At 49.3% G+C, this 20,553-nt stretch carries 16 protein-coding genes; 9 read left to right on the top strand and 7 right to left on the bottom strand.

Going from position 1 to position 20,553, the window contains the following annotated elements; all coding sequences use genetic code 11:
* Together EQP46_RS03350 and EQP46_RS03345 are read left to right on the top strand one after the other, a co-directional pair.
* A complete protein-coding gene (locus EQP46_RS03350; protein WP_129492300.1) occupies positions 1 to 2,472 on the top strand; it encodes a carboxypeptidase regulatory-like domain-containing protein in 2,472 nt (823 codons plus the stop codon).
* Positions 2,473 to 2,667: 195 nt separating this feature from the next.
* Positions 2,668 to 2,961: a winged helix-turn-helix domain-containing protein gene (locus EQP46_RS03345; RefSeq protein ID WP_102318636.1), complete on the top strand. Its 294-nt coding sequence runs from the start codon at positions 2,668 to 2,670 to the stop codon at positions 2,959 to 2,961.
* Positions 2,962 to 3,041: 80 nt separating this feature from the next.
* On the opposite strand, the gene fabV is transcribed toward EQP46_RS03345, so the two are convergent.
* The 3 genes from fabV to mobB all read right to left on the bottom strand — a co-directional run bounded on the left by fabV (position 3,042) and on the right by mobB (position 5,481).
* Positions 3,042 to 4,253, bottom strand: a complete 1,212-nt coding sequence (gene fabV, locus EQP46_RS03340; protein ID WP_129492299.1) for an enoyl-ACP reductase FabV — start codon at positions 4,251 to 4,253, stop codon at positions 3,042 to 3,044.
* Entirely contained in the window at positions 4,253 to 4,711 is a 459-nt protein-coding gene (locus EQP46_RS03335; protein ID WP_129492298.1) for a methylglyoxal synthase, read from the bottom strand. Before EQP46_RS03335 ends, fabV begins: the two co-directional genes overlap by 1 nt.
* A 179-nt stretch (positions 4,712 to 4,890) precedes the next feature.
* Complete coding sequence (gene mobB / locus EQP46_RS03330; RefSeq protein WP_129492297.1) at positions 4,891 to 5,481, bottom strand: molybdopterin-guanine dinucleotide biosynthesis protein B; 591 nt, start codon at positions 5,479 to 5,481, stop codon at positions 4,891 to 4,893.
* A 286-nt stretch (positions 5,482 to 5,767) separates the two neighbouring features.
* On the opposite strand from mobB, the gene EQP46_RS03325 reads away from it, so the two are divergent.
* The 6 genes from EQP46_RS03325 to EQP46_RS03300 all read left to right on the top strand — a co-directional run bounded on the left by EQP46_RS03325 (position 5,768) and on the right by EQP46_RS03300 (position 12,611).
* Complete coding sequence (locus EQP46_RS03325) at positions 5,768 to 6,274, top strand: hypothetical protein (protein WP_129492296.1); 507 nt, start codon at positions 5,768 to 5,770, stop codon at positions 6,272 to 6,274.
* A gap of 102 nt (positions 6,275 to 6,376) precedes the next feature.
* Positions 6,377 to 7,639 (top strand): endonuclease/exonuclease/phosphatase family protein, encoded by a 1,263-nt coding sequence (locus EQP46_RS03320; RefSeq protein WP_129492553.1) that lies wholly within the window; start codon positions 6,377 to 6,379, stop codon positions 7,637 to 7,639.
* Between the two features lie 155 nt (positions 7,640 to 7,794).
* The gene (locus EQP46_RS03315; RefSeq protein WP_129492295.1) at positions 7,795 to 8,793 is read left to right on the top strand and encodes a BMP family lipoprotein; all 999 of its coding nucleotides are present in this window, start codon (positions 7,795 to 7,797) and stop codon (positions 8,791 to 8,793) included.
* 182 nt (positions 8,794 to 8,975) lie between these two features.
* Entirely contained in the window at positions 8,976 to 10,520 is a 1,545-nt protein-coding gene (locus tag EQP46_RS03310) for an ABC transporter ATP-binding protein (protein WP_129492294.1), read from the top strand.
* The gene (locus EQP46_RS03305; RefSeq protein WP_129492293.1) at positions 10,517 to 11,650 is read left to right on the top strand and encodes an ABC transporter permease; all 1,134 of its coding nucleotides are present in this window, start codon (positions 10,517 to 10,519) and stop codon (positions 11,648 to 11,650) included. Before EQP46_RS03310 ends, EQP46_RS03305 begins: the two co-directional genes overlap by 4 nt.
* Positions 11,637 to 12,611 carry an ABC transporter permease gene (locus EQP46_RS03300; protein ID WP_129492292.1) on the top strand — a complete coding sequence of 325 codons (975 nt, stop codon included), beginning with the start codon at positions 11,637 to 11,639 and terminating at the stop codon, positions 12,609 to 12,611. The genes EQP46_RS03305 and EQP46_RS03300 overlap by 14 nt, the downstream gene beginning before the upstream one ends.
* 64 nt (positions 12,612 to 12,675) lie before the next feature.
* Here EQP46_RS03300 and EQP46_RS03295 read toward each other — a convergent pair whose 3' ends face one another.
* The 3 genes from EQP46_RS03295 to EQP46_RS03285 form a co-directional block, all read right to left on the bottom strand.
* The gene (locus EQP46_RS03295) at positions 12,676 to 12,933 is read right to left on the bottom strand and encodes a hypothetical protein (RefSeq protein WP_129492291.1); all 258 of its coding nucleotides are present in this window, start codon (positions 12,931 to 12,933) and stop codon (positions 12,676 to 12,678) included.
* Positions 12,934 to 13,035: 102 nt separating this feature from the next.
* Positions 13,036 to 13,287, bottom strand: coding sequence for a hypothetical protein (locus EQP46_RS03290; RefSeq protein ID WP_017011148.1), 252 nt, complete (start codon positions 13,285 to 13,287; stop codon positions 13,036 to 13,038).
* 180 nt (positions 13,288 to 13,467) lie between these two features.
* Positions 13,468 to 15,297 (bottom strand): ABC transporter ATP-binding protein, encoded by a 1,830-nt coding sequence (locus EQP46_RS03285; protein WP_129492290.1) that lies wholly within the window; start codon positions 15,295 to 15,297, stop codon positions 13,468 to 13,470.
* Positions 15,298 to 15,796: 499 nt separating this feature from the next.
* On the opposite strand from EQP46_RS03285, the gene EQP46_RS03280 reads away from it, so the two are divergent.
* The gene (locus tag EQP46_RS03280) at positions 15,797 to 17,197 is read left to right on the top strand and encodes an eCIS core domain-containing protein (RefSeq protein WP_240671634.1); all 1,401 of its coding nucleotides are present in this window, start codon (positions 15,797 to 15,799) and stop codon (positions 17,195 to 17,197) included.
* Positions 17,198 to 17,386: 189 nt separating this feature from the next.
* Here EQP46_RS03280 and EQP46_RS03275 read toward each other — a convergent pair whose 3' ends face one another.
* Entirely contained in the window at positions 17,387 to 20,551 is a 3,165-nt protein-coding gene (locus tag EQP46_RS03275; protein WP_129492288.1) for a chitinase C-terminal domain-containing protein, read from the bottom strand.
* Between the last annotated feature and the right edge of the window lie 2 nt (positions 20,552 to 20,553).

The following is a 20,553-nucleotide window of genomic DNA, read 5'->3' as shown; positions in this document are numbered from 1 at the left end:
ATGAAGTACAGCAGTCTCTGTTTATTATTATTGTCCTCACTCTTGTTGATTGTTTCTGGCTATTTACATGCCTCAGATGAATTTGACGATGATCTGTTCGACGCTCACATTGAAGTGCATGTTGGACAGGCGGGAGACAATTTCTATCGTGTGAGAATGGATGAGGATGAGCAGCCCTATCTTTCTCTAGATGACGCGATCTTTTCACTTATCGATATGGCTGGCGGATGTTCGGCGGGTGTCTGTGAGGCTTATCTACCGCAAGACATACGTCGAGAATCGCCACCTTTTGTGATTGATACAAACAACGCCCGATGCTATCGAGGCGATGCTGAGCAACAGAACGTGACACTGAGAGATCACAGCGGTGGCGTGCTCATCCATTGGAAAAGCATGGCGGCCTGCTTTCCTATTAAGGTCATATGGTCCATTGATGACTATCGGTTAAGCATTGAGCCCTTGTTTACCTCATCTGCCGAGCTTCGTAAGAAAGCGAAATTACTCAAAGAAACGACACGGCGAGAAGCCAAAGCGATAGCGCTTCAAGCGCAAAAACCTGCCATAAACCCGGAAAAGGGGGTCGGAATATCGAGCCGTTTTTCCATCACGTCTGCTTACCATTCACGTACCGACCAAGATTTTTCAGTGCTTTCAGATTCACTCCTTAGTACGCAATATTCTCACTCAAGGTTGTCTATCGATTCACGGGAGAGTCATCCCTTTGTGTATTACAACGTTGAACTTCATGATGAAAAACATGAAAGGTCTTTTCAATTGGGGAATGTATTGCTCGATGGTGGCATTTTCTCGCGGCCTCAAACGCTCGATAATGGTTTGTACTACACAAATCGAAAGCATCGCGTTGAGTCTGGTCGCGTGCAGTTAGAGCGGACGACAGATCCGAATATCAATGTTGATGTGTTGGTGAACGGCATTTATCAAAACGCCTATCAATCCGATGATTTTGGACGCTTTGTTGTTGAAGAGAGCAACATTGCTCCTGGTGACGTTCTAACGTTCCGCTACTACTTAGACAATGGCAGTTGGCTTGACGAGCAAGTGGTCGTAGCGGGGCTAGACGAGGCATTTTTAATGCAGGGTCAGTGGGGTGTAGATCTTGTCGCCAATGGTGACGGTGACCATGAAGCGGCGGCGGTGGTTGAATACGGCATTGACAGTTATCTCACGGCGGGTGGCACTGTGTTTACCTCTGAGAGTGAAAATATTCTCGCTCTGCAAGTGCGTTATCTTCCGGCGCATTGGATTGCTGGCTATGTGGGGTTTGTGCCTGCCCAACATCACTATCCAGTAGAACTCGAAATACTGTTAGACACGCACCAATCATTGTCGATTGAGTGGAATAAATCCGATGTGTTTACGTCGAGCGAAGACACTTACGACAGCGTTAAATACTACTTATCGCTAGAGAGGGTGAGCTTCAATGCCAACCTGAGACGCGAAGATGACTTATACAGAGCGGTATCTCGAATCAACACAAAAGTCGCAAAGAACCTATTTTTGGCTGTGGAGTCAGATTACACAGCATCTCGAGATACACAGGATCATGAATCTTTTTTTCGTGTTGAATTAACGAAAAGCGGGTTTTCTAACACCTCTTGGCGGCTGAAAACGCAATGTGACGATCACGGTCGATTTCTTCAGACCGATGCGTCTTTTCGGCACAGTTGCAAAGGTTGCCGGTTGGGTGGCGTTTTTAAGACTGACAATGTGATCACAAACATCTCCTCCAGCTACCGCAACAATGACTATGACGTGCATGCTTCCATTGAAGCGCGGTTGAATCCTAACTGGTTAATTACATTCTATGGTTCGTCAGACGGGGGCGGGATTGAGCTGACAGCCCAGTTTGGGGGCAAGGCCTATTTCAATGATCGACAACCGATAGACGCTGATGCCTTTTTTTCGAGCGCAGAGTTCGAATATACCGATTGGGACAAGTATGACGCGGCAAAGCTCAAGGGGAGGGTAGTAGACGCAAACGGGAATGGTGTTGCCAATGTGGGGGTGAAGGTGATGAACCAACACACAAAAACGCAGGAAGATGGTCAGTTTGAACTTCTTGATGTACCCGTGCGAGATCACCTGCCTGTTTTCATAGATGAAGGCTCGCTGGATTTAAATCTCATGCCAAAACAAAACCCTGTCTTTGTGAATACACGAAAAGTCGCAGTGACAGAACTCACGATCGCGATGGTGTCTTCTTTTGGTATCGATGGGTATCTTCAGGGGGATTTTCCATCTGGTGGGTATCTCCATTTCTTACACACAGAGACCCAGTTGGCGTATTCCAGCGAAATTGATAGGGACGGGTTTTTCATGGCTGAAGGATTAACACCTGGACGTTACATTGTGACATTAGACGTTGATGGTAAGGAAACAGCGCTGGAGACGTCATTGGAAGGAGATTTCTGGATTGGCGGGCTTACTTTCGAGGCATCAAATTTCCAATGATAGCGATGTCTGCCGATTGCCCTTACGTCGGTGTTAGGCCGTGCGTGTGAGATTGGTGTGAAATAATGCACACTCTTTAGCTTATTGTTCAATAAACGGTTTATCGCTTGGTGAGAGGGGTTACACTCATCTGATTGTTAATGGAATGGTGGCGACGCTATGGGTGTTCGGCCACGAACGATAAAGGACATACCTTTGACTAAACCGAGCAAAACCAAAACCAGTTTCTATCGTCGCTTATTGGTGGCTTATCTCATTGACCAAGGGGTAAACACTGTCCCGTCGTTGATGCAGGAAACGGGTATGCCGAGACGCACTGCACAAGACACCATTGATGCATTGTCGGAGTTAGATGTGCGTGTGGAGTTTGTCGGTGCCAACAAAAATGGCGGGTACGAGGTCAAAGATTGGGGTGCGATTAACCGCACTTGGGTAAAAAAGCATGCTGCGGAATTACGTGAAGTATTAGGTTACCCAAACAGCCAATAAGGCCATTCAGGTAAACCTCAAATAAACGCTCACAACGCAGATCTTTGGATGCGCAATCTGCGTTGTGGGAAGGTATAGAGTTAAGGCAGTAGCGCTTTTAATGCATCCAAACTGATGTCTGCTTGGTAATCCACGCCATCGAACTCAAATCCATTGAGCTGTAAAAACTCTTGGTAAACCCCGTCAAAATCCCCCAACTCGCGAAAATTTTCTGGGTTCAGCAGCGGCAGAATGTCATTCACAGCGTGTTGAACGTCGTCACTTAATTCCCAATCATCAACGCGGATCAGCCCGTCTTCATCGCGATCATCCTTGTTCGGCCATTTCTGATAGAACAGGCGCACCATTTGTTCGATGCATTGCTCATGCAAGCCTTGCGCTTTCATGGCTTTATACAGCACTAACAGGTAAGGCGTTAAGCCTGGAATGAACACACTGGCTTTCGTCACTAACGCTTTGCAAACCGCAACATCTGCCTGACCGCTTAGTGGTGCGAGCAAGGTGTTAATGGCAGTACGTGTTTGATGAAGGTCAATCTTGGCTTTGCCTAACGTGCCGCCATGATAGATATCATGCGTGTGTTTAGGGCCGATATAGGAATAGGACACCGTCGCGCAGCCTTCTGCCAGCAAATGGTTGTCAGACAAAAACGACATCCAATTTAGCCAGTCCTCACCGCCCATGACCTTGACGGTTTCATCTATCTCCTGCTCGGTGGCGGGAGGCAGCGTCATCAAATCTAATGATTGGTTTTCGAGGTTGATTGAGTAGCCAGAGACTGTCTTGCCAACGGGTTTGATGGCAGAGCGCCAGAACTCCCCCTTTTCTGGGTTAGGTCTCACGCCTGTTGCGAGCGAATACACCACCATGTCGACCTTTCCGCCAAACTGGCTGCGAATGGTTTCGGCAACCTGTTGGCGAACATCGTTGGAAAAGGCATCGCCAATGATATTAGTGGTGGTCAAGCCCGCTGCATCAGCTTCTTGCTTAACAAACACATTGTTGTACCAGCCCGCGCTTCCGACCCCTTTTTCAGAAGGGCCTCGCTCAAAAGAGACACCAATGGTGGATGCAGCCGCAGGGCCAAACATCAATGCGATGCGAGATGCCAGTCCAAATCCTGACGAGGCGCCTAAGATAAGCACACGCTTTGGTGTGCTGTCTTTGGTGGCAATCTCGTTGGTTTGGACAAGTGCGCGAACTGTTTCAATTTGATCTCTTACAGAGGCTTGGCAACCGTAAGGATGGCAATTACGCGCAACAACGCCTTGGATTTGAGGCTGGATGATCATCAGTGCAGACGCTCAGCGAGGTACGCTTCGTAGTCTGGAATTTCAGTGTCTACGTCTTCGCTCATCATCGGTGAGCTGATCATGAAGCGTGCTGATGCGCGGTTAATGGCGACGGGAATGTTCCACACTGCCGCGATGCGAAGCAGCGCTTTCACATCTGGGTCGTGCGGAACGGCGCTGAGTGGATCCCAGAAGAACACCAACATGTCGATTTTTTTCTCACAAATCAGCGAGCCGAGTTGTTGGTCACCGCCCATTGGGCCGCTCATCAGGGACGTAATTTCTAGTCCTGTTTCTTTCGAAATGATGTTACCCGTGGTGCCTGTGGCATATAAGGTGTGTTGCCCGAGTAGCTCTTTGTTTTCTTTTACCCAGCGCAGAAGCTCTGATTTACAGTGGTCGTGCGCAACGAGTGCAATGTGTTTTTGTTTTTTGACGCTACGAGTCGTTGACTTCATGTCTCTATTCTTTCTTCTAGTGTGTTATTGAACAGTATTGTGATCACTTTGACTGGATTGAGCGACAGGTGAATCTTCATTTCCTGACATTGATCGTCTATTAACAAGCTACATTATTAATTGTATGGCATGTTTTAACGATGAACGTGGACATTTTTCTTCATGTGAATAACGAAACGCTATCCACCATGGTTCGTGTCTTTTTCACCAAAGCCAAGGTAAAGCGAGAGGTCGGTCGCCGTTTCAAGCCAGTGTTTAATAAAGCCTGCAACCGCCTCGTGACTATTGATATCAAGTTGCGGGATATCGTTTGAAACACAAAGGGGTGAGGCACTGTCCGTGGCTATGGCGATGATGTCCCTATCATGTTCACATAACAAGGGTTTTCCGTGGCTTGGTCGATGAACTTCAATTTTTGTCAGGCTTGCATCACGAAACCCTTCGACCAAAACGATGTCCAACTTATTGAGGTCAAGTTGAGCGAGGCATTCTTTTAGCTCAGGCTCGCGCTCTTCATCGTCATGGTATTCAAAGAACAGCATATGGCGAGAAGAGGTGGCGAGTAACAGTTGATCGGAACCGGCATAGCGAAGGCGATAGCTGTCTTTCCTTGGCGAGTCTGGTTCGATGTTGTGGTGGCTGTGTTTTAACAGTCCAACACGCAACCCTGAGCGTTTGAGTAGAGGGATCACCCCCTCTAGCAGGGTCGTTTTGCCTGAGCCGCTGAATCCGGCGAAGCCAATAACAGGTTTGAGTCTGTTGGTGAGCATGTTCTGTGTTGCCTTAAATGAAAGCGGTTATTCCAAAAAGTGATAAACGCCGAATTTATGGTGACGCCTAACAAAGTTAAGACGGTCACCTTGGTAAAGAATCACTACATTTAGCAGTAGTCGTACCGTTGTTGCATATGGTTATGCCTGAAAGAGGACAGGTGCGGACAACTTGAAGAGAAAATGACAGGGCAGCTAACGGATGGTCACCGTTGTCATTTCTTGGTTGGATCCGCTGTAGCCTCAGGCGTCTCTTGAATACACTAGATTATCACGGAGCGATAATATGTGGGTTACTCTCGATTTTGAAGCGTCGGGATTGTCAGACGCTTCATATCCGATAGAAGTTGGTTACAGCTTACCCGATGGAAACAGTATTAGTTTGATCATTAACCCGGATTCGTCCCCTGAGGGATGGCAGTACTGGGATGAATTCGCGGAAAAGGAAATCCACGGCATTAGCCGCCAGCAATTGGTCACGCAAGGCGTTTCGGTGTCAGATGTTTGCACGCATTTGAACAATGCACTGTGTTATTACGATGACGTGCTTTGCGATAGCCAGTGGGATTTGTTTTGGCTTGGACGGTTATACAAAGCGGCACACATGCGACCAACCTTCACGTTGACAGAGGTGGGGCATTGGTTGCGTGACAAAGAGGGCGCTTGCCGGGAAGATTTCCTGTCGGCGCTGGATGCACTTGGGCCAGCACCACACCGAGCAGAGCCTGACGCGCAAAATATTCGTCGCGCGCTTTCTTCGGTATTGAAAGAAAAAGTACACGTTTCTTCTTAGGTCTTTGATGCCCTGTTTCTTGGTTGCCCTATCTTGGCAAAAGAAGCAGCGAGTCAATCGGCCATGGGTGAGTGACCACGAAAAATGGCAAGGCGATATGCCTTGTCCGCGGTGAATACGCTACTATCAGCGTATTCACTCTTTTTGGTCGCCTTCATTTACATGTCTTCTTCCTTTTCTTCCTCTCTCGTATTGTCATCCGACACTGAAAACAAAGGTGCAAACGCATACCGCTTTGCGACGTTTAATGTTGCCATGTCTGCTGACAACGCCGGTGACATGTTTGAGGCACTCAAAGATACATCTGACGCTCGGACTTCTGCGCGATGTAAAAACCTCGCGGCCATTATTCAACACGTTGGCCCCGACGTGCTTTTGTTGTGTGAATTTGACCACCTTGGTGAAGGTGGCGATGACGGCATGTTGGCGTACTTTCTTGAGCATTTCCTTGGTAAATCCCAGCAGGGCGAATCACCGATACATTACCCCTATTGCTACTTACCCCCAACAAACACAGGGCTCGCTATTCAGCAAGGTACAGATGTGTCTAAAGCGCCTCAAAAAGCGCACGGCTTTGGGCGTCATCATGGGCAATATGGGTTCGTGGTATTGAGCCAGTATCCGATAGACACTGACAATATTCGTAGTTGGCAATCACTGCGATGGGCGGACATGCCAAACCATCGCATGCCGAAGCATTTCTTCGATAAAGACACGGAATCTGCGCTGCGTTTATCTTCAAAGAACCACGTTGTTGTGCCTATTCACATCGAGGGGAAAATCATCCATGTGGTTGCCTGTCACCCCACACCGCCGGTTTTTGATGGGAAAGAGCGCAGAAACTTACGCAGAAACGCGGATGAGCTTCGTTTGGTGAGCGACATCATTGAGAATGCAGCGTATTTGGTGGATGACGCAGGGCAAACGGGTGGTTTAGGGGAAGACGATACCTTTGTTGTGATGGGGGATCTCAATGCTGATCCCACCAACGGCGATGGTGATAAGAAAGTGATTCAAGGGTTACTAACGCATCCAAGCATTAAGCCTTTGATCACCCAGACCGCTTCTCCTGAAAATAATCACCTACCGCGGCATATTCCAACCAGTGATGGGTCGATTGAATCGCTTGCAGGGTCTAATACGAAACACAAATCCCGCGCAACACATGCAAGAGGGCTGCGACTTGATTATGTGTTGCCATCTAATGATCTGGTTGCGGTGGATGGCGGGGTGTTTTGGCCGAGTTCGTCCTCTGACACATACCGTTTTATTTCTGATAACAGTGGGCGTGTGGTTTCCTCTGCATCCTCCGATCATCGGTTAGTTTGGCTGGATTTAGCGCTAAATCATGGCGAAACACGCTGATTTTTAGTGATTTCCATACGGCAAATGCTTTGGGTGTGTGAATGTGTTCAAGATTTCATCTATTGAGACGCGATATACAGTGCTCGAAATGTAGCTTAAATGTTAATGTTAACAATTCGGTGAAATATTGGACCTCTATTGACGGAGTAGCAAGGATGAAAGCAATCACCACATTAGCCGCAGCAGTCGCGCTTGGCATCGTGTCAGCATCAGCACACGCAGCAGCCTTTAAGCCTTCAGTCATTTTTGACATGGGTGGTAAGTTCGACAAATCATTCAACCAAGCCGCATACACTGGTGCAGAAGCCTTTAAGCAAGACACGGGTGTGAGCTATGGCGAGTTTGAAATCACCAACGAAGCACAGCGTGAGCAAGCGATGCTGCGTATGGCACAACGCGGTTTTAGCCCGGTTGTTGCCGTTGGTTTCCAACAAGCGCCGATCGTAGAGAAAGTCGCAAAGCAATTCCCGAAAACACAATTCGTTATCATTGATGCCGTGGTTGACCTACCTAACGTGCGTTCAGTGGTCTTTAAAGAACATGAAGGTTCGTTCCTTGTGGGCGCGCTGGCAGTCATGAAAAGTGAGTCTGACAAAGTCGGCTTCGTTGGCGGCATGGACATCCCTCTGATCCGCAAATTTGCGTGTGGTTATGAGCAAGGTGCGAAATTCCAAAGCGCAGATGCTGACGTTATTCAGAACATGACAGGCTCAACACCTGCTGCATGGAACAACCCAACCAAAGGCGCAGAGCTGGCAAAATCTCAGTTCGATAAAGGCGTTGATGTGGTGTATGCCGCAGCGGGTGGTACAGGCGTTGGTGTTTACCAAGCTGCCGTTGATGAAAGCAAATACGCGATCGGCGTGGATTCAAACCAAAACTACCTGCACCCAGGCGTGATGCTGACCTCCATGGTTAAGCGTGTTGACGTGGCGGTTCAAGACGCGTTCAACGATGCGAAAGCGGGCGAGTTCACTCCGGGTCTTCAAGCGCTAGGTTTGAAAGAAGGCGGTGTTGATTGGGCGCTGGATGAGTACAACAAATCACTCGTTACGCCAGAAATGGAAACACGCGTGAAGCAAATCCGAGATGACATCATCGCTGGCAAGATCGTGGTGCACGATTACTTCAGCACGGATTCTTGTGAGTATTAATCGCTAAAAGTTCGCCCCCTGAACGTGCTTAATTGCTTGTCAGGGGGCGATTTGCTTTGTGCCGCAAAATCGGTGAAGCAATGCGAGAAATGTGTCTGATAGATCTGATTCGTACTCACTACGGATAACGCGCATTCTGTCGCTTCGCCCTGATGTACCTTTCTTAATGCCAAGGAGTAGGCATGACACATCCCGCAATCCAACTGCGTGGAATCAACAAACGGTTTGGCGCGGTTCACGCAAATAAAGACATCGATCTATCGGTAATGCCAGGCACCATTCACGGCATTGTTGGAGAAAACGGTGCTGGTAAGTCGACTTTAATGTCGATCCTCTATGGCTTCTATCAAGCCGATTCAGGCACCATCGAAGTCAACGGTGAAACCGTCAATATCCGCAATTCACAAGATGCGATCTCTCATGGCATCGGCATGGTTCACCAGCACTTCATGTTGGTGGAAACCTTCTCTGTACTCGAAAATGTGATGCTGGGGGCAGAAGGCCACAGCATGCTGAATGTGGCGACGAAAACCGCCCGTACTGCGTTGGAAAAAATCGAGGAAGATTATGGCCTAACGGTTGATCTCGATGCCATTGTGGGCGAACTGGCGGTTGGCCTTCAGCAACGTGTCGAAATCCTCAAAGCCTTCTATCGCGGCGCGCGCATTCTTATTCTGGATGAACCGACAGGGGTTCTCACGCCGCAAGAAACGGAGCAATTCTTCGATATTCTCAACACCCTGAAAGCGCAGGGTGTCACCATTATTCTTATCACGCACAAGCTAAAAGAAATCATGGCGATCACGGATTCTGTTTCCGTGATGCGTCAAGGCACCATGGTTGCGCACCGTGAAACGGCGAACACCAATGTGGATGAACTCGCCGAGTTGATGGTGGGGCGCAAAGTGTTATTGAGCGTGGATAAAAGCGATGCCACACCGGGTGATACGCGTCTGTCTGTGCAAGATGTGTCGTGGAAAGACAGCCGCGGTGTCGAGCGACTGAAATCCCTGAATTTTGAATTGCGTGCTGGCGAGATCTTGGGTGTCGCGGGCGTGTCTGGCAATGGTCAATCTGAACTCTTATCCGTGCTTTCTGGCGTGATGGTTCCGCAGCATGGCGAATTTGCTGTATCGACCAGCAAAGGAAAAACACTGTTTACGCCAACGGTGAAACGCGACGCCGCAAAAATGCGTGCGCTAGGTGTGGGGCACATTCCAGAAGATCGCATCCGCCAAGGGTTGGTCAAGGCAATGCCTGCGTCTGAAAGCGCGATTTTGGGCTTTCAACATGACATTGCTTACGGTAAAGGTTTACTGAACCCTGCGGCGATTGAAGACGCGACGCGACACATGATGACGCAATACGATGTGCGTCCTGCTGACCCGCATTTAAAATCTGCCAACTTCTCTGGCGGTAACCAGCAAAAACTCATTATCGCCCGAGAGATGTTGCGCGAACCAGATGTGCTCTTGGTGGGGCAACCAACGCGTGGTGTGGATATTGGCGCGATTGAATTTATTCATCGCAACTTGATTGAAGCGCGTGACAAAGGCGCGGCGATTTTGCTGGTTTCAACCGAATTAGAAGAAATCATGTCGCTGTCTGATCGCATCATTGTTCTGGTGGACGGTGAGATCACGGGTGACGTGATTGCGAAAGACATTGATGAACGCGATCTGGGTAAATTGATGGCGAACGCGGCACAGCAGGAGGGCGAGGAATGAGCCAACCACAAGAAGGCGCCCCAACGTGGGTGAAAACATTTTTAGTTCCTCTGATTCAGCTTACCGTCGCGCTCGTCATTTCAAGCTTGGTGGTATTGCTGGTTGGAGAGAGCCCGACCGCAGCCTTTAGTGTGATGATTCAAGGGGCGACCAACCTTGAATACGGTGGTCTTAACAATACCTTGTATTACGCAACCAACTTTGTGTTTACTGGCCTTGCTGTTGCCGTCGCTTTCCATGCGGGTTTATTCAATATCGGTGGTGAAGGGCAGGCTTACATTGCGGGTTTAGGCATCGGTATTCTCATGCTGGTGCTGGATGATACGCTCTCTGTTTGGTTGATGGCGCCTCTCGCAATTATTGTTTCGGCGGCATTTGGTGCGCTTTGGGGGGCGATTCCGGGTTATTTGCAAGCCAAGCGTGGCTCTCACATTGTGGTGACCACCATTATGTTCAACTTCATTGCATTCTCTGTCATGGGGTACGCTTTGGTTGAGCACATTGCCAAGTACGGCGGTAACTCAACGGATTCCCGTTATTTCAACCCAGAAGCGGTGTTCCCCAAGCTCTATGAGCTGGCAAGCAGTTGGGGCTATGAACTGCCATTTTCGCTGCTGAACCCTTCCATTATTCTTGCGTTAATCGTTGCCTATCTTGTGTGGTTGATGCTGTTTAGAACCCGCCTTGGTTATGCCATTCGCGTGGTGGGGCAAAATGCTGATGCGGCGGAATATGCGGGTATCGATGCCAAGAAGATCATCATTATTGCAATGACAATATCTGGTGCGTTGGCAGGCTTGATGGCCGTCAATGAAGTTTTTGGTGCGCAAAACCGCTTGATACTGAACTTCACGGGCGGCTTTGGTTTCATTGGTATTGCCGTGGCCTTGATGGGGCGTAATCACCCCTTCGGCATCATTGTGGCGGCGTTGCTTTTTGGTGCGCTTTACCAAGGGGGCACTGAGCTGCAGTTTGAGATGCCAAGCTTGAACCCAGAGCTGATCATGGTGATTCAGGGCCTCGTGATTTTCTTCACGGGGGCGTTGGACAGAATGATCCGCAAACCGGTGGAAGGCTTCTTCTCTCGCCGTCGTTCGAATGACAAGGAGGCAGCAAATGGAACTGTTTAACTGGCTACTCTCCTCTGCTGACTCGACACTTCGCCTTGCGGTACCGCTTATTTTTGCGGCAATGGCAGGGATTTTCTCTGAGCGTGCTGGCGTGGTTGATATTGGCCTCGAAGGGAAAATGCTGTTTTCCGCGTTTGTCGCGGCGGCGGTTTCTTATGTGACGGGAAACCCATGGCTTGGCTTGTTCGCGGCTGTTTTAGGATCGATGCTACTGGCGTTGGTGCACGGATATGCCTCGATCACCCAAAAAGGTGACCAAATCATCTCTGGTCTGGCGGTGAATTTCTTTGCCTCAGGGATGACGATAACCCTCGGTCACGCGTGGTTTGAGCGTGGGGGTCAAACGCCGACCTTGCACAGCGAACAACGTTTTCTGCCTTCTGAGCTACCTGGCGCAGAATGGCTTGGTGACACTGTTCCATACCTAGGGCCTTTGTACCGTGATGTGATTTCAGGGCATAACATTCTCGTCTATCTGGCGTTTGTCGCTGCGATTTTGACGTGGTGGGTATTGTTCCGTACACGCTTTGGCTTGCGCTTACGTGCTGTGGGCGAAGAGCCGAATGCGATTGATACGGCGGGTATTTCTGTTGTTTGGTTACGGTATCGGGCGGTGCTGATTGCAGGCTTACTTTGTGGCCTTGCTGGGGCGTATTTGTCGACTGCGCAAAATGCTGCGTTTGGCAAAGAAATGACCGCAGGGCAGGGCTACATCGCGTTGGCTGCCGTTATCTTTGGTAAATGGCAACCCCGCAACGCGCTGTTGGCGTGTTTACTGTTTGGCTTCCTATCGGCGCTGGAAACGCGCATGCAAGGTGTCGATATTCCGCTGATAGGTGTGCTTCCTACACAGGTGTTCTCGGCATTGCCTTACGTGTTAACGGTGGTGTTGTTGGCTGGCTTTATCGGTAAAGCGGTTGCGCCGAAAGCGATTGGGCGGCCTTACGAGAAAGAGCGTTAACACCTGAAGGGATGACATAAATAAAAAAACGAGGGCAGATGCCCTCGTTTTTTTTGATGATCTGTTAGTGGTCGAGCTTTCTCGAAAACTTCTGACCAATGACAAAACCACAGCCAAAAATTGCAGCAAAAACCAAAACTGACAACACATACGCCAGCATTTCTGGTGCGCCAAGACCCCAAGCGAATGTAAATGCCACGCCCATAAAGGCATCATTCAACCATTCTGAATAAGGCGCATTGCTGGTTTGACCCATCAAGGCGATAAATGCAAGTAGAAGGATTAGCCCTACTTTAATGCCCACAAGTGTTGAAGTGCGCATACATAGCTCCAAATTTTATTTGGGGGCAGTATACGCCAGCACAACATTGTTAGAGAAACAGCTTTTCAATTTGTTTTGGTTAACGCGTTGTATTGAGCAAGATTACAAGCACTGCGCGAGCGCACCTTTTTTGGTCGCAGCCATGACACAGCCACGTGCGCTGTCATCCGCCGCTTTACATTGGCTCATGAGTTCACCTGCACTCGGTGCCATTGCACCCAGCACTTTCTGTGCATGTTTTACTACCTCACCGCATTTGCTCTCAGGCACTGGGTCGTGGCCAGAACAAGCGATAAGGCCGAAAGAAAGGAGAGACGTACAAAGGATTTTCGTTGCGGTCTTAGCAAGTTGCATATCATTTTCCTCATTGGGTCAATTTCTACTAGCTAAGCGTAGGAGAGGAATTCCTTTGTTGCGACATCTGTGCTTTTTGAGACACAAAAAAGAGGCGCATTAAGCCCCTCTTTTGAAGGAAGAACACACATCTCGCAATGTTCGGGTTCTCTCATTACCCGCTCCGCGAACAGTTGCTACCTAGTCACCGATGAACCCGCCCGTTTGATGCTGCCATAGCTGAGCATAAATGCCGCCACTGGCGATAAGTTCTTGGTGTGTGCCTTCTTCGGCGATTTCACCGTTATCAAGCACGATCAAGCGGTCCATTGCCGCAATCGTCGACAAACGGTGTGCAATGGCAATCACGGTTTTGCCTTCCATCAACTGATACAAACTTTCTTGAATGGCCGCTTCCACTTCTGAATCCAGTGCGGAGGTGGCTTCATCCAAGATCAGAATCGGGGCATCTTTCAGCAATACGCGGGAAATCGCGACGCGTTGACGCTGACCGCCTGACAATTTCACACCACGCTCACCCACTTGAGAGTCGTAGCCTGTGTTGCCGTGCGGGTCTGACAAGGTTTCGATGAATTCATGAGCTTGTGCGCGTCGGCTGGCGTCTCGCATTGCCTCTTCACCCGCATCTGGGTTGCCATACAGAATGTTATCGCGGATCGAGCGGTGCAATAACGACGTATCTTGTGTCACCATGCCTATATTGGCGCGGAGCGAGTCTTGGGTGACTTCAGAAATGTTCTGTCCATCAATGCGAATATTGCCGCCTTCTACATCGTGAAAACGCATCAGAAGGTTCACTAGGGTTGATTTACCAGCCCCAGAGCGGCCTACCAACCCCACTTTTTCACCCGGTTTGATGTTGAGGTTCAACTTCTCAATCACGCCTTTGCCTTCACCGTAGTGGAAGCGCACATCATCAAATGAGATTTCGCCTTTTGGTACGTCTAATGCGGGTGCGTTTGCTTTATCGCTAACTTCAACTGGCTTAGATAAGGTGGACATGCCGTCTACCACCGTACCGATGTTTTCAAACAGCGAGCCGATTTCCCACATGATCCATTTCGACATGCCGTTTATACGAAGCGCCAAACTGACGGCAATCGCAATTGCTCCCACGCTAATTGCAGAACCTAACCAAAGCCAAATTGAGATAGCAGCAATAGAGAACACCAAGGTGTAGTTGATGATCTCAACGGCAATGTTAAACCCTGTTGCTAATCGCATTTGACGGTGCACGGTATCAAGGAAGGTATTCATGCCTTCTTCTGCGTATTCCGTCTCTCGGTCAGTGTGTGAAAACAGTTTAACGGTCGCGATGTTGGTGTAGCTGTCGACAATGCGTCCTGTCATGAGTGATCGGGCATCGGCTTGCTCTGTTGATACCGCTTTCAAGCGAGGCACGAAGTACATTTGAATGCCGATATACGCCAACAGCCAAATTAACAGTGGGATCATCAAGCGAATATCGGCTTGCCCAACCATGACCAACATGGACGTGAAGTAGACACTGATGTAAACCGCGACATCCAACAGCTTCATTACGGTTTCGCGGATCGAAAGCGCTGTTTGCATCACTTTGGTCGCGATGCGGCCTGCAAAATCGTTTTGGTAAAAGCTAATGCTTTGCTTGAGCAAATAGCGGTGCGCTAACCAACGAATCGACATGGGATAGTTGCCAAGCAGCGACTGGTGCAACACGAGAGAATGCAGCGTGACGAGCAACGGCATGCCGACAAGGACGAGTAAGCCCATGCCAATAAGGGTTGAGCCTTCTTGCTCTAAAAAGGTCTCTGGGTTTTGGCTGGTGAGCCAGTCCACCATTTGCCCCATAAAACCGAACAGAGACACTTCCGCCACGGCGATCAACGCGGTCAATACTGACATCGCGATCAGTGGGCGTTCAAACCCCTTTGTGTAGTGACGACAAAACGCCAGCAAGCTGTTGGGCGGTTGCTCCGTTTCAGATTGAGGGAACGCGGCGGTGACCCGTTCAAAAAGTTTATAAATCATGGAACCTTCACGAAAAGAAGAAAGAAGAGGCAACATGTCGTTGCTAGCAGATCTGTGACTATGATACGACGCTCAAGCAAAAAAGAGCAGCGCGTTTGTATGAAAAATCCTACTGCATAGGATCAATATCCCTAAAGTGTTTTCGGGTGTCAGGATATTTAATGGGATTGTATTAAGTCCTGTGAATTACGAGAAATCAGAAGCCTTTCTTCATGCGGTTCAACTAGGGTAACAGCACGATGTGAAACAGATGAACTGAATCACAGCAACCGTGAGGAAGTAACCCATGTATGCGAATTGTCATAAGTGTGGGGGAGAGCCTGCGTTGAAGCATGGCTTTTCTTTAGCCTCTCGAGGTACGCGAAGCGCCATGTTGGAAAGGCAACATAACGCAAGGGTTCCATATCATAATCAGCATGAAAGTGACGCATCAATAGCAGCCTGCTTTCAATCATCGTTGGGTCGGCGGGAAATAGAAGCGTCGCCGATTCGTATTCAAATGATCAGCAAAGAGACACTGAATTCAAAAAGCGCGGAGCGGGAAGCAGATGCGGTGGCGGAGCAGGTGACGCGCTCACCAGCCGCTGCACCGTGCCTTGCCTGTCAGAAAAAACTCACTGGAGCTAAGCCTTTTCGAAATACGGCTCGCCTTTCAAAACCGCACATCCCGAACAACCTCCAAAGTATTATTCCCGGTGGTGGGATGCCCTTAGATGCCCCCCTTAAACAAGATATGGAGCAGCGATTTGGTTATGACTTTTCGCATGTCCGTCTTCATACCGACTCACGCGCCGCGAGCAAAGCCTCTGATTTAAATGCCAGAGCGTACACCGTGGGAAATAACATTGTGTTTAACCGCGGGGAATTCCAACCTCATCATTCATCGGGGCGCAAAACACTGGCGCACGAGCTCACACACGTGGTGCAGCAATCACAAGCGGGGCGAACGACAACGCAGTTTTTGAGCGAAGCAGACTGCGCAAAAAACTGCTCTGAAAAAGACGGTAATACCACGGGAAATGGCAAATTTTCTATTACGGCATATGCGGATAAAGAAGGCCCATTTTTGCTCCTACCCGCGACGCACAAAGTGGGTCATGCTTGGGTTAGGCTACAAGATGATAAAGGGAATTTGTGGACATACGGCTTTTGGCCAAAAGAAGGGTATGACGCGAGCGATATGAAAGCCGATGTTGACGGCTGTGTGCATCATCCCGACATAACAAGTCACAACAAGAATAACCCCGCCAGACAAACATTTGAGCTGACCGCTGAGCAATTTAATGCAGCGTACAAATTTGCCGTGAAAACCTGCAAGGATAGGCCGAAATACAACCTGTTTGGCCTGCAATGTACAGCATTTGTGAAACAGATGCTTGATGCCTCGGGTCAAGGCAGTGCGGGTGGATTTGGGCTGATTTGGGAAAGCCCAAATGCGCTTGCGTCTTGGATAAAGACCAATGCGTTGGTGCTTGGTATCAATACAACAGGCGCAACCTCTGCCGACGATCAAGCGGGACAAGGGGCGGTTGGATTGGACTTTCGTTATCGCCATCAGTTCTATTCGCTGTTAGGCAACAAACTTAGGTTGTATGGCATGGGTAGGGCTGAAATAAGCAAACCTGTTAAGGCGGGATCGGCAGGGTTTGGCTTAGAACTTAATACGCAGAAAATATGGTTGCCAGAGCTATATCTGGAAACGGGTGCCACCATTGGTGATTTAAATCCAACCGCAGGACAAGACAAGCTTGGTGCTGGGGTCATGGGTAGCGCAGGGTTGCGTTTTAGCATCGATGAACTGGCGTTTGTCGGCGTTGAATACAACGTTGTCAAAGACCTTGTGAATAAGGATCCTGAGTTGCATCGCTTGATGTTTAGTATTGGCTTGCGGCTGTTCTAACGAAAAAAGCCAACCCACAATGGGTTGGCTCTGATTTACACTTTTTCTAGCTTCTAGCTTCTAGCTTCTAGCTTCTAGCTTCTAGCTTCTAGCTTCTAGCTTCTAGCTTCTAGCTTCTAGCTTCTAGCTTCTAGCTTCTAGCTTCTAGCTTTTAGTTTCTAGTTTCTAGTTTCTAGTTTCTAGCTTCGCTTAGCCACACACAACAGACCAGCTGCCATCGCTTCCTGGAACAGACGATGTCCACCAGTTCGCTTTGTACACTTTACCGTCATGAACGATTTGGTCACCTGCGCCCGCATGGGTAGGGGTACCTTGCCAATCCGTTTGTGGCCAGTTTGGATACACATTCAAGCCAGTGGTGTCACAGGTACCTGGGTTTGGATTCTCAGGATCTGTTGGGTCAGTAGGCTTTGACAGGTCAGCCAGAGGCAAATCGCTGTACTCAAACGCGAACGCATAATCTACGCCGTTAATGTTAACCGTGTAGTTAGCTGGGCCAGAGATTGGGAGGTAGTAAACCATATCCAATTCGTAGCTTTCACCCGCTGGCAGCGATTTCCATGCTGGTAGCGAGAAAGCTGCACGGTGCATTGCACCCTCAAGGCCGCCAATGTTGTTTGATTTAGTGTGACCAGACGCAATCACTTTCAAACCACCGCCACTTTGGTCTTTGGCATTATCTGGTGCTGAGGTTGGAATATCGAACTGGAATTCCGTGCCACCAGGTAAGTCAGTACCTGTGTTGTTGGTGAAGGTAATTTTCGGGTTAATTGGGTAGTTTTGGTCACCCACTTTGAAGCCACCCACGCTCACAGCAATGTCGACTGCTTGTTCAGGCATCGCAGTTTCAGACAGCTTGTTACCATAAGGTGTTGCCGCGGCGAACTTGTCGTAGATCGCTTTGGTCATGCTGTTACCCATGTGGAACTCACCGTTACCGGTTTGACAAGCCACTTCAGTTTTATCAATGGTGGTTGAACGGTTGCCGTTAGCATCAAACACGTAACAGTTGTAGTCACCCGCAAGCTCCCAGAACATGATACCGCCGATGCCTTTGTCGATGATGTAATCCGACTTCACAGACACAGAGTCGACATCTTCTGTAGACAGGAAGACTTTCTTCTCTGCGTTCCACAACCAAGGTGCAACAGCCACTGCATCGTAATTACGTGCATAAGTACCTGTTAGCACGTCAGACGGATCGTTTGCTGGGTCTAGCTGATACGCCGTTGCATACGAACCGAAGACGCCATTTTCAAGGTTCTTCGCGTGCCACATTGGGTTAGAACCTGCACCCATTTCTTCGCCGAGTGAGTTCTTGTCGTGCCACATGTTATCGATACCGATAGCACCGTTACCACAGTTGTTCTTCTCACCTTCGCCTGTGCCTGGGGCACATTCCGCTTGGTTAGGCAGGGCAGCTTTACCCCACAGACCGTTTTCACCGCCTGTTACACCTTGCCAACCACGGGTGTAGTAAGGAACACCAATGTTGATACGACCTGCTGGCATTGAGCCGCGGAAGTAATGGTAAGCCCAGTCAGTGTTGAGGTAGCCCATGCCGCCGTATTGGCTGGTGCCGTATACGTTCCATGCTTCTAGCTCAGAGTCTTTACCTGTGTCGAACAATGCAGCGTTGTGACCAACGTGGTCATTCCATGCACCGTGTAAGTCGTAAGACATGATGTTGACGTAATCGAGGTACTTAGTGACATCGAATGTTTCCATACCACGTAGCAAGTAGCCCGAAGACGGTGATGCGATGGTCAGCATGTAGTGAACACCGTCTTTTTCAGACGCGATGTCGATTTTCTCACGTAGCACGCGCATCAGTTCTTGGTAAGACGCCCATAGGTATGGACGAAGTGGTTCCATGAACGCTTTGTCGTCAGGGTTACCCGCACCTGCCATTGAGGTTGGGTATTCGTAGTCGATGTCGATACCATCAAACTTGTAGGTACGGATCATTTCTACGGCAGAGTCTGCGAACTTCTCGATGCCCGCATGGTTAATTGAACCATCCGGGTTTGTGGTCATCGAGTAGAAGCCACCGTCAGCAATACGGTCGCCATTTTCAGCAAAGTGGCCGCCAGTTTCCGCCCAACCACCGATCGAAATCAGTGTCTTAACGTCGTGTTTTTGTTTGTACGTTGCCAGTGCACCAAAGTGACCTTTGAAGCCCAATGCAGGATCGACTTCCACACCCGGCCACTCTTTACCTGTCGCGGCGTTGTTTGGATCGTTAACGTTACCCACGTTCACTTTACCGTCAGCGCCAATGCTCACGAAGGCGTAGTTAATGTGCGTCAGTTGTTCCCAAGGAATGTCTTTAACAAGGTATTGTGCTTGCGGGTCATCACCTGAACGCCAGCTTGTGAAGTAACCGATAATACGGCGTGGGTGGTCAGCTCCCATGTCTTCACGGCCATCTGCGTCGTAAATCGTACAGTAAGGCACGTTTACACCAGGTGTTTGGTAAAGACCTTCTGGACGACAGTTAGACACGGTTGGTGCACCAGTGACTTGCACTGAAACAGCGCTTGAATCGGTTGATGCGCCTTTGTCATCCGTCGCTTTCGCATACAGAGCGATGGTGCCTGCTTTGTTGGCAACCCAATCAAGCGTATACGGCGCAGCATTGGCTGAACCAATCAACTGACCGGCGGCATAAAAATCAACGCTTGCTACAGAGCCGTCAGCATCTGCTGCATCAGCGCTTAGCGTCACAGTGGCACCTTGATCCACAGCGGCAGAAGACACTGCCAGTGAAACGGTTGGTGCTTCATTGTCAGGGATGACGACATCAGTAGCAACGGTCAGGCTCAATGCAGAACTCTCAGTCACTGCGCCTTTGTCGTCTTTTGCTTTAACAACAATGGAATGTACACCTTCCGCAGCAGTCCAAGAGGCGGTGTAAGGCGAAGAAGCATCTTTCGCGATAGATACACCATCTACGAAGAACTCAACATCCGCGACTGAACCATCAGCATCGGCAGCAGAGGCACGAAGGGTAACGACATCACCAGCAGTGACTTTGTCAGCGGCTGTTGGTGCGTCAAGTGAAACGGTGGGCGCCTGATTATCTGGTGGTGTGGTGCCATTGTCGCAAACATCAATTTGTTTCCACTCTTTGTAGTCACCAGACGACGTTGCAGGGCTGTTGCCCATTGTCCACCAATTCGCGGTGTAAACCTTGTCATTCTGCTGAACTTTTGAGCCGCCACCGTAAGCTTTATCTGCTTGCCATGTTTCGATGTTCGTACAGTCGGTTGCAGCTTGCGCGTTGAAAGCAAACATACACGCGACGGCAACTGCCGACAGCGTGAACCCTTTGCTCTTGCGTGATACATCCATTG

Source organism: Enterovibrio baiacu, assembly GCF_004120195.1.
GTDB lineage: Bacteria > Pseudomonadota > Gammaproteobacteria > Enterobacterales > Vibrionaceae > Enterovibrio > Enterovibrio baiacui.
The sequence above is the reverse complement of the archived record's forward strand: the minus strand, read 5'-3'. Positions and strand labels throughout refer to the sequence as shown.

Excerpts from the sequence above, each read along its gene's own strand:
- EQP46_RS03350 (WP_129492300.1), top strand. The coding sequence starts at position 1 with ATGAAGTACAGCAGTCTCTGTTTATTATTATTGTCCTCACTCTTGTTG.
- fabV (WP_129492299.1), bottom strand. The coding sequence starts at position 4,253 with ATGATCATCCAGCCTCAAATCCAAGGCGTTGTTGCGCGTAATTGCCAT.
- EQP46_RS03335 (WP_129492298.1), bottom strand. The coding sequence starts at position 4,711 with ATGAAGTCAACGACTCGTAGCGTCAAAAAACAAAAACACATTGCACTC.
- mobB (WP_129492297.1), bottom strand. The coding sequence starts at position 5,481 with ATGCTCACCAACAGACTCAAACCTGTTATTGGCTTCGCCGGATTCAGC.
- EQP46_RS03325 (WP_129492296.1), top strand. The coding sequence starts at position 5,768 with ATGTGGGTTACTCTCGATTTTGAAGCGTCGGGATTGTCAGACGCTTCA.
- EQP46_RS03315 (WP_129492295.1), top strand. The coding sequence starts at position 7,795 with ATGAAAGCAATCACCACATTAGCCGCAGCAGTCGCGCTTGGCATCGTG.
- EQP46_RS03310 (WP_129492294.1), top strand. The coding sequence starts at position 8,976 with ATGACACATCCCGCAATCCAACTGCGTGGAATCAACAAACGGTTTGGC.
- EQP46_RS03305 (WP_129492293.1), top strand. The coding sequence starts at position 10,517 with ATGAGCCAACCACAAGAAGGCGCCCCAACGTGGGTGAAAACATTTTTA.
- EQP46_RS03300 (WP_129492292.1), top strand. The coding sequence starts at position 11,637 with ATGGAACTGTTTAACTGGCTACTCTCCTCTGCTGACTCGACACTTCGC.
- EQP46_RS03295 (WP_129492291.1), bottom strand. The coding sequence starts at position 12,933 with ATGCGCACTTCAACACTTGTGGGCATTAAAGTAGGGCTAATCCTTCTA.
- EQP46_RS03290 (WP_017011148.1), bottom strand. The coding sequence starts at position 13,287 with ATGCAACTTGCTAAGACCGCAACGAAAATCCTTTGTACGTCTCTCCTT.
- EQP46_RS03285 (WP_129492290.1), bottom strand. The coding sequence starts at position 15,297 with ATGATTTATAAACTTTTTGAACGGGTCACCGCCGCGTTCCCTCAATCT.
- EQP46_RS03280 (WP_240671634.1), top strand. The coding sequence starts at position 15,797 with ATGATCAGCAAAGAGACACTGAATTCAAAAAGCGCGGAGCGGGAAGCA.
- EQP46_RS03275 (WP_129492288.1), bottom strand. The coding sequence starts at position 20,551 with ATGGATGTATCACGCAAGAGCAAAGGGTTCACGCTGTCGGCAGTTGCC.